6 protein-coding genes are annotated in these 14,191 nt (G+C 47.0%); 5 read left to right on the forward strand and 1 reads right to left on the reverse strand.

The annotated features are described in order from the left end of the window. Window positions 1-948 precede the first annotated feature (948 nt). From QUB16_RS26165 to QUB16_RS26185, 5 genes are all read left to right on the forward strand, one after another. Complete coding sequence (locus QUB16_RS26165; RefSeq protein ID WP_333320664.1) at window positions 949-4,590, forward strand: diguanylate cyclase domain-containing protein; 3,642 nt, start codon at window positions 949-951, stop codon at window positions 4,588-4,590. Between the two features lie 70 nt (window positions 4,591-4,660). Next, entirely contained in the window at window positions 4,661-5,155 is a 495-nt protein-coding gene (gene sixA, locus QUB16_RS26170; protein WP_333320687.1) for a phosphohistidine phosphatase SixA, read from the forward strand. Between the two features lie 233 nt (window positions 5,156-5,388). After that, a complete protein-coding gene (locus QUB16_RS26175) occupies window positions 5,389-6,534 on the forward strand; it encodes a citrate synthase (protein WP_333320666.1) in 1,146 nt (381 codons plus the stop codon). A gap of 376 nt (window positions 6,535-6,910) precedes the next feature. Beyond that, entirely contained in the window at window positions 6,911-10,420 is a 3,510-nt protein-coding gene (locus QUB16_RS26180) for a sacsin N-terminal ATP-binding-like domain-containing protein (protein ID WP_333320668.1), read from the forward strand. After that, window positions 10,410-11,582 (forward strand): hypothetical protein, encoded by a 1,173-nt coding sequence (locus tag QUB16_RS26185; RefSeq protein WP_333320670.1) that lies wholly within the window; start codon window positions 10,410-10,412, stop codon window positions 11,580-11,582. The genes QUB16_RS26180 and QUB16_RS26185 overlap by 11 nt, the downstream gene beginning before the upstream one ends. Window positions 11,583-11,703: 121 nt before the next feature. Here QUB16_RS26185 and argZ read toward each other — a convergent pair whose 3' ends face one another. Beyond that, window positions 11,704-13,818: a bifunctional arginine dihydrolase/ornithine cyclodeaminase gene (gene argZ / locus QUB16_RS26190; RefSeq protein WP_333320672.1), complete on the reverse strand. Its 2,115-nt coding sequence runs from the start codon at window positions 13,816-13,818 to the stop codon at window positions 11,704-11,706. Window positions 13,819-14,191 lie beyond the last annotated feature (373 nt).

The following is a 14,191-nucleotide window of genomic DNA, read 5'->3' on the forward strand; positions in this document are numbered from 1 at the left end:
CGTCCTTTTTGGACGGGCGGGACGCCCATCCCACAAAGTTGTGGAAGTTATTTAATTCTCATTCCTTATTGAAAATTGTTGACTGTTGACTGTTGACTGTTGACAAGCGAAATATTTTACACCTAATTTCCAGCTTCCCGATTCATCTGTAGAGTCAATTCTAAAATCTAAAATCTAAAATCTAAAATCGACTGGCTGTTGACTGTAGAAGGAGGGGTGGAAAAACTCAATGGTTGAGTCTTAACAGTCAACTCGATTTTATTATTACGATGCAACCGGAAACGATATAAGGGGGGTGAAAAACCAGGTTTATCCCTCCAGGACTACCAGTAATAAATTTTCTCCCCCTTTCGCAAAAATACACATCAAAGAAACCGGGTTTTTTAACTATTGTCAAGGGATACAACGAAGTATTTTGGTAAAACAACCAGGTAGCGGGGCAAATTTATTGTGATCTAGTTTACTAAACTCCACAAAAATTATTAAGTTTTAATAATGATCCAGCGTTGATTTTTTGATAATTTCTTATTTATTCGCTAAATTAATCACAATTTGTTATATAGCAATCCTTGCAGAAGTCGTACAAAGATGTGTAGTGCCTTTCTTTGCCTACCCCGGCCTCATTGGGGCAACCGGGCGTGGGTTTGGCCCCTACAAGAATTACACAAATGATGCGAGGATTGTTATAGTTGGTGCAGGAGATTTTCGATAATAATTAGCAAAAAAACGCTTGAGAAGAAGCAAAATAGATACCAAACAACCTAAACCCTTGGCTAAATGACAAAAAAAAAGGAATTGTAGCAGTCACAAAAAGTTTGGCTAGCTACATAAATATTGGTTGTTTGCTAAGCCCAGCCAGCGATTACTACGAGTTAAAACAAATTTTTATATTTATTTGTCGCCGGTTAGAATAGTATAAAAATGCTTAACAAAAAAAGGAACATGGAGATGTCTACAAAACAGACTTTCTCTTGCTCGTTAGAGAAAATCCTAGAAAAAGTTTCAGAAATTGCACTTCAACTCAACGAGTTAGAGGAGCTGGAGACAATTTTGCAATGTGCGGTAGAAGAAAGCAGGGTGCTGCTGCAAGCCGATCGCGTGATTATTTATCGTTTCCTACCGCATAGAGATGGCGTAGTATTTGCTGAATCGGTTGATGCCCAGTGGCCGCAAATCCTAGGAAAACAGATTTACGATCCTTGCTTTGAAGCTACCTGGGTAGAGCGTTACAGCCAGGGACAAACGAGCAGCATTTCTGATATTCACAGCGGTCATCTTCAAGCTTGTGATGTCGAATTGCTCGATCGCATCCAGGTTCAGGCAAATTTAGTTGTGCCAATCTTGCTAGATGGCAAACAGCAGCAATCTCCGAAGCTTTGGGGACTGTTGATTGGTCATCAATGCCGAAGTCCGCGTCAGTGGGAACCTCTGGATATTCAGATCGTGCAACACGTTGCAGCGCAGATCGGGTTGAGGATGCGGCACCTGGAATCTCACCACCCGGTGCCGCCTTTCCATCAACCGCCGGAACTCAAAACAGAACCGAATCAAACCGATCCCAATACAGAAAGCGCGCCAAGAGTCAATCATCAAAATTGTCTACAGCCAGAGTTTGCCTGTTCCCTCAGCGGCGATATTGTCCACCTCAAAGCCTTTGACTTGTTGCAAAACCCGATCTGGATATTTGATATTGAGGATTGGCAAATCCGCTGGGCCAACCAAGCCTCCTTGTACCTGTGGAATGTTTCGACGCGGCAGCAACTCGCGAGCCACAACTTTAGCGATATGTTGTCAGAGTGTACTCGGATTCGCTTGCAGGGCTATCAGCAGCAGTTTGAGCAAGGCCAAACCTTGTCCGAGCGGTGGACGTTTTATCCGGGCGGTGAGCCTGTTTCTGTAGGCTGTCGGTGCTCTGGCATCAGGATTAATAGCGGGCGTTTGGCAATCCTGGTCGAGGGTAAGGTCGAAACCGCTCCTCAAATCGAACCGGAAACCCTGCGATCGATCGAGGCAATCCGACACACCACGCTGATGGTTTCGCTCTACACCCTCGAAGGTGTGCCGCTGCTGCAAAACCCGGCGGCCTTGCGCTGTTATGGGGATATGCAGCCACCTCACTCTGCGACAGATAATGCTTTTGTGAGTCGCTTTGTTGACTCTCAGGTAGGAGAGCGAGCAATGGCAGTTCTTAAGTCCGGTGAGGTATTTAGCACGGAGGCTCAAGTGATTACTCTGGCGGGAATTCGCTGGCATGGGATAGACGTGCGGTGTACCGACGACCCGGTAACAGGCAACCCGATGTTGCTCGTGAACGAAAAAGACATTACCGACCGCCAGCAGACAGAAACAGCCCTCCAAAAGAGTGAAACCCGGTTGTCAGAAGCCCAGCGGGTTGCCCACATCGGTAACTGGGAATGGGACGTGATTACGGGTAAAATTACCTGGTCTCCCGAACTCTTCAAGATTTTGGGACGATCCAGCGCCCTAGGCGAACCTACCTATGAAGAAAACCTGCGGATTTACCATCCCGAAAGTGCCAGACAGCTACACCGGGTAGTTCAACGAGCGCTCACTCACGGAGAGCCTTATCTATTGCGGCTCAAAGTCCTGCACCCGAATGGTTCTATTCGCCATACCGAAGCCAGAGGACAGGTCCAACTCAATGCAGAGGGACAAGTTATTCGGTTGTTTGGTACATCCCAAGACATTACGGATCGTGTCCAGGCGGAAACAGAACTCAGAGAAATGAGTACAGCCCTTGCTAATGCCGTCGAAGGCATCTCGCGGGTGGATGTTTTCGGACGATATATCAGCGTTAATCAAGCCTACGGCAATATAGTGGGTTATCAACCTGAAGAAATGGTTGGTATGAATTGGCAGAAAACAGTTCATCCCGACGACTGCGACAGGATGATGGCGGCTTATCAAAAAATGCTAGCCGAGGGCCGAGTGGAGGTTGAGGGCCGTGGTATCAGGAAAGATGGTTCGATTTTTTACCAGCAATGGGTGATGTTGGCAGCCTACGACTCGCAGGAGCGATCGATCGGGCATCACTGCTTTATGAAGGATATCACCGCTCGCAAGCAAGCAGAAGCGGCATTACAACAAGAGTTCCAGCGTCTGGCTGTGGTGATTGCCACCCAACAGGAAATCGCCATCCGCAATCCCAATCTCGATGCAGTCATGGCGGTGATTAGCGAGCGAACTCAAAAATCGCTCGGTGCCGATGGGGCCGTGATTGAAATGCTGGAAGGGGATGAGTTGGTGTATCGGGCAGCCAGCGGTATCGCCAGCGCCTATGTTGGATTACGGATCAAAGTAGCGACAAGTTTATCGGGAAAATGTATTGCCACCGGCCAAATCATGCTTTGCGATGATTCACAAACCGATGGACGGGTGGATCAGTCTGCCTGTCAGCGCATTGGTATCCGGTCACTGGTGGTTGTTCCTTTGTTCTATCAGGACGATCGGGTTGGCGTCTTAAAAGTTGTTTCCGGTACACCCTGTGCCTTTACAGAGTCAGATATTCATACCTTACAACTGATGGCGGGGTTTTTGGCGGGTAGCCTGCATCTGGCTTCAGAGTTTGATGCTAAAAACATTCTCCTGAGTCAATTACAGGAGAGCGAGGAACGGTATCGTTCTGTGATTACAAGCATGACTGAAGGCGTCGTACTTCAGCTAGCAGACGGACAAATTACTACCTGTAATGCTAGTGCCGGAAGGATTCTCGGACTGAGCCCCGAACAACTGATGGGGCGTACATCCATAGATTTAGACTGGCGAACCGTTCAGGAAGATGGCTCTCCCTTCCCCTGCCAACAGCATCCGGCAACGATTACCCTACGGACGGGAAAACCCGTATCAAATGTGGTGATGGGCATTCACAAATCGGATAAAACGCTGACTTGGATTTCGATTAATTCGCAACCGCTGTTCCAAATGAATCAGTCTCAACCCTATGCAGTAGTAACGACTTTTGCTGATATTACAGAACGCAAGCGGGCCGAGGAGATGCTCAGACACCGGGCGGAACAAGAAAGATTAATTGCTACGACAGATGGGTTAACACAAGTAGCAAACCGCCGCTGTTTTGATGAGCGATTGGAGTCGGAATGGCACCGACTGATGCAGGGGAAACAACAGCTTTCGTTGATTATGTTGGATGTAGATTATTTCAAGCGATATAACGATTGCTACGGACATCAAGCTGGAGATATTTGTTTAGTAAAAGTGGCTTCATCGGCGGCACTTGCGGTTAAACGTTCATCGGATCTGTTGGCACGTTACGGGGGCGAAGAATTCGCTGCTATCCTACCGAATACGGATGCGGATGGCGCGATCGCGGTTGCTGAGTCGATCCGAGAGGCAATCCGAGATTTGGGAATCCCTCACGAGCAATCTAATGTGAGCGCGATCGTGACCGTTAGCATGGGAATTGCAACTGTGATTCCCACTGCGGAAACATCACCGGATGAACTCGTTGCCCTCGCCGATCGAGCATTGTATGATGCGAAACGACAAGGGCGCGATGGCTACAGAAGCGCCAACCAGATGACGGCGCCAGATTTCAATGCAGTTGTAGAATAGGCAAAATATGTCGATCGCGCCAAACTGCACCCATAAGTTCGAGCGCACAGCTATCAAAAGGACAGCGACAGTGCATTTATATCTGATCCGCCACGGTATCGCAGCCGAGCCCGAAGAATATGATACAGACTCAGAACGCCCGCTGACTAAAGAGGGCGATCGTAAAACCAGGAAAATTGCCCAACGGCTGTACGAACTCGAAATTCAGTTTGACTTGATTCTCACCAGTCCCCTACTGCGGGCCCAGCAAACCGCCCAAATCCTGCAAACAGTCGGTTTGAGTTCCCAAATAGAAGAATCCGCCGCCCTCGCACCTTCAGGAGACATCGGAAACTGGCTGGAGTGGTACAAACAGTGGCAGGAAATAGGTAGTCGCAGCTTGGCCCTGGTGGGCCACCAACCAGACTTAGGCCACTGGGCAGAAACTTTGCTTTGGGCTCGATCGCAAGATGCCCTGATTCTCAAAAAAGCAGGTATCATCGGCTTAATCCTCCCGGAAACAGGCTCCCCTGTGGGCCGCAGCCAAATGTTTTGGCTAACTGCGCCCAAGTTTTTGCTGCACTAGAAACAGCGAACCGCCCCGACATTAACAGGACGCGCCAGCCCTCTTAAAACGGCATTCTGGGACGGCGAAACCGGGAAAAAGGGGCGACAATACGCAGCGGTGCGATCGGGCTGTCTGTTGAAAAACCCGATTTCTGAACCCGAATTAAATGATTATCTGTCAAGACTGCGACACTATCTTCGTTTCTGGTAATGTACTTTTAGTAGATTGAACTCACATAAAACGGTATCGCAATGGTCGTCGGCGAATTCAAACCAGGTTTAGAAGGTGTTCCCGCCACCTTGTCCAGCATTAGCTACGTCGATGGACAAAAAGGGTTGCTGGAATATCGCGGGATTAGCATCGAGGAACTGGCACTGAAAAGTTCCTTTCTCGAAACTTCATATTTATTAATCTGGGGGGTACTTCCGACAAAGGAAGAACTAGAAGCTTTCGAGCATGAAATTCGCTATCACCGCCGGATCAAATATCGCATCCGGGACATGATGAAATGCTTTCCAGAAAGAGGACATCCAATGGACGCCCTGCAAGCTTCAGCGGCCGCCCTGGGCTTGTTCTACTCCCGCAGAGCCCTGGCTAACCCAGCATACATTCGAGAAGCTGTAGTGCGACTGCTAGCTAAGATTCCCACAATGGTAGCAGCGTTCCAGCAAATGCGACGGGGAAATGACCCGGTGCGGCCGAGGGATGACTTGGACTACTCGGCTAACTTTCTTTATATGCTCAACGAGCAAGAACCCGATCCGCTGTTAGCTAGCATTTTTGACACTTGTCTGACTCTCCACGCTGAACATACCATTAATGCCTCTACATTTTCGGCAATGGTAACAGCTTCGACACTGACAGACCCTTACGGAGTGATTGCTTCAGCAGTTGGCACTTTGGCGGGACCGCTGCACGGGGGAGCTAATGAAGAAGTGATTGATATGTTGGAGCAAATTGGTTCGGTAGAAAACGTGCGGGCTTTTGTCGAGAAGTGCGTTGCAAATAAGGACAAAATCATGGGTTTCGGTCACCGAGTTTACAAGGTGAAAGATCCGAGAGCAACTATTCTTCAGAGGTTAGCGGAACAGTTGTTTGAGAACTTCGGTCACGACGATTATTACGACATTGCTATCAAGTTAGAAGAAGTGGTTGAGGAAAAACTAGCTCACAAGGGAATTTATGCAAATGTAGATTTCTATTCTGGTTTGGTTTACCGCAAAATGGGAATTCCGCTGGACTTATTTACACCAGTTTTTGCGATCGCCCGTGTTGCCGGCTGGTTGGCCCACTGGAAGGAACAGCTAGAGGCAAACCGCATTTACCGCCCGACTCAAATATATACGGGGACTCACGGTGATCCTTATATTGCGATCGAGGACAGACTCCCATCCTAAAGCTAAATTATCAACCCAGATATGTAAATGGCGAGAGGAATTGTTTGGCTTTCGTGAAGTGTGGAATTAAAAATTGCTTTCGCCTTCCGAGTCAGGAAGCAATCTCTGTCTGCCAAAAACTGCCGTGCTGGGTTGCACCCCTCTTGTATGTTGTGGTGTTGGTTGGCGACAATAGTAAGAAGTGACGATTTTCAGGAACTCCGGTCCTCAGACTTGCGGGTCTGAGGTTTTTTATTGCAATATTACGAATAGCTTTCGGTAGGTTGCTGCGCGCGCACCCTACTTGTATTTACGCTTCGCTTGTATAGTATTAGATACAAAGTGAAGATGCGCGATCGCATTTAAATTCCTCCCGCTTTTAGTCGTCAGAACATCTATGGCTTACAGCAATAGCGAAATTGAGGGCAAGTCTTTCTACCAATCCGAACCCTTGATCGCCCGCTTGAGAGGGATTATCCGAGATTATCCCGAAGGCGTTGGCATTATCAAAGAGTTGATCCAAAATGCTGACGATGCTAAAGCAACGCGCGTAGAAATTACTCTTGATTGGCGCAACCATCCGGTCAAACAATTGCCTGACGATCGTATGGTACAGCTAATGGGGCCGGCGATGTTAGTCTACAACGATCGCGTGTTTGCAGATAAAGATTTTGAGAGCATTCGCAGCCTGGGACAAAGCGAAAAAGCGCGAGATTTGCAGAAAACGGGTAGATTTGGCGTCGGGTTTAATGCAATATATCATGTTACAGATTATCCTAGTTTCGTATCGCGCGATCGCATCATCTTTTTTGACCCTCACGGCGCGGCGATTCCCGGCACTTCCCGACAAGAACCGGGACGCGAATGGAATTTGGCAGACGCTAAATGGTACGAAAAATATCCCGATTTTATGCAAGTCTACGCAGCGGGAGGATTGCCATTAGGAGATACAAATTTTCAAGGCACTTTGTTTCGCTTGCCCTTGAGAACCGCAGAACACGCTAAAAATAGCGAAATTCGCAAACAAGCTTTTACCGAATCCAACGTCAATGAACTACTAGACGCACTGATTAATTCAGGTGAAGAACTGCTGCTATTCCTGAAATCGGTTCAGGAAATTAGAGTTTACGAAATCCCCGCCAACAGTCAAGAAACTAGGCAAGAGATTCTGGCGATTGTTACCCAGAACCAGCAAGAAGTACGAGAAGCGCGGCAACAACTCCTCGATGCAATTCCCCAGACACCAGACAAATTGCTGGAATTGTGCCACAATAATCCAGCCAGTTTAATATCAGTTTCTTACCGCCACGAGATAGAAACGATTAGCGGGAATCGGAATACCAAATCAACTTGGAGAACAGTAAGTTTAATTCGCACAGATGAAGGCGACGAGTTGGCAAAAGTCATAAAAGCAATGTACGAAAGCCAAGAAAAAGTATTGCCTTGGGCGGGCGCTGCTGCTAGGATTAATGCTGTTAGTACCGAGGGAAATCCTCAACCTGTGGGCGGGAAAGTATACTGTTTTTTGCCACTTCCCCTGGAAACTGGGCTACCCGTTCACATCAACGGTTTTTTTAACTTAAATAGTTCGCGGGATAACCTCAGCAGCGACAGCGGACAAACTGGAAAAGACCGACCGAGAGCTATTTGGAACCAGCTACTCGCACAGCACGTTTTGTCCCACGCTTATGCTAACTTAATTGTTGATTTAGTGCAAGATATTGGCAGGTATCAGCCAGAGGAATTTTACAAACTTTGGCCTGTTAGCAAAATTACTGTCAGCAAAGCTCTCGAAGAACTGCACCGTTTTGTCATACAGTTATTGTATCCGAGAGCAGTTGTGCGATCGGCTGTAGAACACGCTGTAACTCAACATCTATTCAGCGGGGCAGTGGTGTCAAAAACAAGATGGGTGACGCCTCCGACAGTCAAAAATCTACCTTCTAAAAAGTTGTGGGACGAATTATTAGCAGCAATGCGCGCCGACAATATCGACATTCCCGAACCGCCATTACCGGAGTCAATTTTGGCAGCTTTTAAAGATGCAGGTTTGCTGTTGCAAACATTCACGGCAGCTAACTTGCGACAACACTTAACCGAAAACAAACAACTAGGCGTCCCCTTGCAAGATGCACCGAAACCCAGCTTGCAAAATAGACAGTGGATTGCGAATATGCTGCGCTATTGCATCAGCGACAATCACCGGGATTTGCGCGGTTTACCGCTAGCTTTTCTCGCTAATAATACTCTGCAAGTATTTGGTTACAACCCGATAGGCACTATTTACTTTTCCGAAGAGACATCAAGGCAGATATTTGCCGATCATCTAGAATGGTTTTTGCATCAAGATTTAAGCCAGGTAGTGCCTACACATAACATGATTGGCGTGTCAGAAATGAAGGCTACAGAAGTAGCGAGAAAATTGGTTTATGTCATTAGTTCAACGCAGTCACAATGCGATTGGCAATCTGATGCACTAAATCCACCAAATGCAGAGTGGTTGACTCTCGTATACAATTATTTTTTTAATATCTCCCCCAGATATCTGTCGCCAGAAACAGTCGAGGAATTAAAGAAAGTTCCACTGGTTCCGGGAAATGATGGTAAGCTTCACAAAGGAGGAACTGCGGAAACTCCTTTGTTGTGCGCTGATAATATTGCAGCGGAAACGATCGAGGCTGTACAGTATTTTGGGGTGACGCTTGTCAAAGCACCGGCTAAACTTGAAAGTGCGATCGCCCAATTTGCTCAAAGACACAAAAATCTGTTAGTCTATTTTCTGACAGGCCCAGATGTCCTAGACACAGTATCTTCGCGGTGCGATCGAGGTTTGCCGCCCTACCACCAACAGCATTATACCTCTCTTCTCAATTTCCTGGCAGCTTCAGAACCAACAAATTACGACCAAGATAGCCTCAACAAGCTGCGTCAACTACCAATTTACCCCACAACTTCCCACGAAATTGTTTCCCTCAACGATGAAAATGTCTACCTTCCGGGCGGTGGATACGAACCGCCGGAAATTGCAGGTACGTTGAGGCTTTTACGCATAGAAAAAAATAGGCAATGGCTGCGGCTGTTCCAATTTTTGCAAGTTCCGGTACTGAATCGCGCTAGACTAATTCGCGAGTGTTTGTTACCTGAGTATGCCTCATTTGCTCCTGAAGAACAACTAATCGCGCTGGCGTGGATTCGAGAGCATCTGAATGATGCTTGCAAAGAACTAGAAAAAGCAGGAGAGAATGCTTTTTCATTCCAGGAAGAGCTGAAAAAGGCGCGTTTGGTACGCTGTAGCGATCGCAGATTACGCTCTGTCGAACTAATTTACAATCCCGAAAGTCAAGTAATCCGCCACATTCTCGGAAATTTAGCAGCTATTCCAGACATGGAATTTTACTCGCAGGATTATGCACTATGGCTCGATTTTTTCGATACTTTGGGTATGCGAAAAACCTTGAGTGCAGATGACATTTCAGTTTGTGTTGACAATCTAATTCAAACCGCCAATCGTTCAGGTGCAGGCACAGTAACCGATGCTTGTATTGCCGTTTTTAACTACATAGTTGATAATTGGGAGGCACTAAAATATACCAAAATTGGGAATACCAACAAAACACTGGCTGAAACACTCGCAGATAAACCTTGGCTTCCTGTCGAGCAAAATCCTCAAAAGTTAAGCCAATATCCCGGCGCGGCGATACCTGAACCGAGGCTGTATCGCGCTAAAGATGTCTGTTTCATTCAAGATGTTCGCTTAGTTGCTAGCCAAAAATTTTTATTTGCACGCCCTCAGCGCGACTTGCTGAAGCCCGAAATCAGAACTGCACTTGGTTTTCAGCCTGTAGATACCACTACAGTTATCGACCACTTTGATACACTAATCAAAATTTGGGAAAATGACAGTTGAAATCACGACATCCGACGCTCTAAACGCACATTTACAATCAGTAAAGGCAATTTACAAGTATCTCGATGATACTTTCATCAAAGGCAGTATTTCCAGCGAACAACGCCAGCAAATTCAAAAGCGCTTTGCTGGGCGTCAATGTCTGTGGGATGAGTCTAGGGGTAAGTTTTGGCGGCCAAAATACGCTTTTTTGGATGACGTGCCTTTTTTCGGCAACCGCCGCACAACTATAGCGGTTTCTCATCCATTTTCCGAAGTCTATCAGCTTTTGGGACAAGGGCGATCGCCTGTTGTACAAGATTACCTAGATTTTCTCGAAGAATTAGCAGCAGAGTACAGCAACACACCTTTAAACGCAGCAGATAAAAACTCTGCGATCGAGGTCATCGGCCGTCTAGAATCTCAACAGTCATTAGAAGGCTGCACAGTTAAAAACCCACCAATACTTACTGCTAACATCACACTTGCTCCCGCCTCTGAAGTTCTCATCCCGGACGCACCTTGGCGCAAAGATTACATTGATCCCAACCAGATACTGCACCAGCAAATCTCCCCAAACTTTGCCAAAGCTGCGGGAAGTCTTTCTTTATTAAAAGATGTGATTGAACGTCCGACGACGGTCAAAAATGCCCTAAATTCTAAAAGTAATGATTGGTGTCGAGAATGGCAAAATACGCTAAATTCCCCAGAATTTATATCGGGTTTAAAGCGGCTGATTTTCCACGAGCGCGACTCTGAACCAATCCTCGATATCATCTGGATTGCAAAGGCTAAAGTTTCGCCAGCTAGTCAAATTCATGTAGATTTATTCTGGAAGGGTGAAACCCAAATCGCGGCATCTATACCGGGGACTCAATACTTTGATGAGTTGAATAAAATATTTCATATTATCAGTAGCAGTAGCAGATACATTATGCTCTGCTATTTAGCAGAGAGTATTAATGCTCGACTCGGCGAATATGCAGTGCAAAATCTGCTGCCGCTAGCGAGCATTCTGGATGCTGAGCCGAGCAATATTAATGCTTTGCTAAATGAGTTGCGAATTAGGTCTTTACCGGGGGATTTGTCTCCAGTCACCGCCCCTAATTTAGAAATTACATCCTCTGCAGGAGAAAACGGCGCTCGACAGGGCGATCGCTCAATTTATTGGGGCGCATTTTGAGCGATTATAATGAGCATTATTATCGGCTCTGTAAGGTGCACATTGTGCACCCTACCAGCCTCTATTCTTCAGTCCGCGCAGGCGGACTTCGTTTGTATAGACGCGGTTTCAACCGCCGAATCTAAACAGATTGAGCTACATGATGGCGACTGGTCAACTTATCCAATTGATTCACCAACAAACTGAGGAACAGTCCCACATCGGTAACAACTCCAGTAGATTCGATCGAACCCCGATCGCTCAATTTCGTCACCACCGCCGGATTAATGTCCACACAGACCATCTTCACACCAGCCGGCGTCATATTTCCCACACCAATTGAGTGCAGCATAGACGACAGCATTAACACCATATCCGCACCGCGTAACAGCTCAGTATATTCTTCTTGAGCCTTAACTAAATCCATTTGCGTGTCGGGAAGTGGCCCGTCATCGCGGATCGAACCGGCAAGAGAAAACGGTATATTGTTCTTGACACACTCGTACATCACACCGTTAGTAACCAACCCTGCTTCAACAGCTTTTGCAATACTCCCGTAACGCCGCACAGTGTTAATTATTTTCAAGTGGTGCCGGTGTCCGCCGCGCACAGCAACACCGCGTTTCATGTCAACCCCTAAAGAGGTTCCCATATTCGATTGTTCCATGTCGTGAACCGCGATCGCATTTCCACCTAACAGCGCTTGCACGTAACCTTCACGAATTAAGTGCGCTAAATGTTCGCCACCGCCAGTGTGGATAACAACAGGCCCCGCCGTAACTACAACTTTGCCACCGCGATCGCGAATTTGGCGCAATTCCCACGCTACTTGTTCCACGACCAATTCTACGCGGCGTTCGCTAGAAACGCTGCCCGACATAAAGCTGAATTCTTGAGAATTGCGCTGTTCCCGCGATTCTGTTTTGCGGATGGTGCGGATGCCGACCACATCAACAACTACTTTTTCTCCTACTTTTAAATCGCGCAATAATTTGCATTTAGCCACTGGGCCATCAGCGGTTTCAGTAATAGCAACAGCACCATCCATCCGCTGATTTTGCGCTTTCACCCACTGACCATTTACCCGCACTTCTGTGGGATAAATTGTACTCACATAAAAGTCGTCTGGGCCAACGCCATCTTGCACTACCGGTTCTAAAATAGCGTCGCAAATCTCTTGTGGTGGCGGCACTGCACCCAAGTCAATCAGCATTCCCATCATTTCTTCCATCACATCGTGGGAAGGAGCCGAAACTTTAACGTCTGCAGATGATGTGCTTTGCCGCTGCTCTCCCAGATTGAAATTGAGCACTTGGAAACTGCCACCGAGATCGACAATTAAGTCTAAAGCGCGGCTGATTAAACCTGCATCGAGCAAGTGACCTTCCATGCGAATTGTGCGGCTTTCTACCATCACGTTTGCCGATCGATCTTCTTGCACCGGTTCCGTTACCCGCAGCGTCAAACACTTACAGGCGCCGCCCGCTTTCAGAAATTCGCTCATCGGCGTTTCGATTACTTGAAAACCCGCCTCAGTGATGCGCGATTTCAAGGCTTCGCTAACCTTGTTCATTACCACAACTTTGTCAATATTTACCGCATTGCAGGCAAAGTTTGCGGCATCTGCTTCTTCAATAGCAATGCGTTTTTCTGGTGGGACCCGCATTTCAATTAAGCGGTTTGAGTAGGAATCAAATGCTGCTGGATAGTAGAGCAAATAGCCGCCTGTCAGAGGACAAAAACAGGTGTCTAGGTGATAGAAACGTTCGTCAACTAAACGCAGCGAAAGCACTTCTATGTTGAGCCATTTTGCTAGTAACGGGTGCGAGTCAAGTTCGGAACGGAAGCCGTATCCTGCCCACAACCAGCGTCCTTCGCGATCGAGTAAAGCATCGCCAGCGCCCTCAAACGGCAAGTCTTTCGGGAGTTCGTGCACGGTGAAACCTTTGCTTTCAAACCATGCTTTGAAATAGGGTTCTTCGCCTTGGCGTTCTTTGTGATAGAAACGGCTGAGGACGAAGGTATTGCCTAAAAGTAAGCCTGCGTTGGCGGTGAAAACCATATCCGGCCAGCCTTTTTCGGGCGGTACGAGGTCTACAACGGCGTTGTCTTTGAGGACGTGGTAAAGTTTTTCCCACTGTTCGACGGCGCGATCGCGCGATGATTTGTGGACATTTCCCTCCATCCACGGATTAATCACGTAATCTACATCGTAGTGGTCGGGAGCACACATGAGGAAGCGAATTGAGTCAGTCATAATTCAGTTAAAATGTGGTAGACGCTACAGCAGACGTATGTTGACAGAGTTTGTATAAAAGCAACTGTAATATTGACTACTAATTTTAGCAGCGCCACGTCTGGAGCCTCAAAAGGCTAACTTTTTATTATATCATGTTTAAGATGAGATTACACTAAGGAATGAGAATTAAATAACTTCCACTCTTGAAAGTGGGATGGGCGTCCCGCCCGTCCAAAAAGGACGGGCGGGACGCCCATCCCACAATAACAATTAAAATTGTAAGTTATTTAATTCGCGATCCTAAATGACAGACCGTTCGCAGGAAATACGGGAGAAAATGTCAGGTTATCACGCACCCTAAAATAGGTTCTGATACACAATTAATATGATA

Origin of the sequence: Microcoleus sp. D3_18a_C4 (assembly GCF_036702415.1) — a bacterium.
Classification (GTDB): domain Bacteria; phylum Cyanobacteriota; class Cyanobacteriia; order Cyanobacteriales; family Microcoleaceae; genus Microcoleus.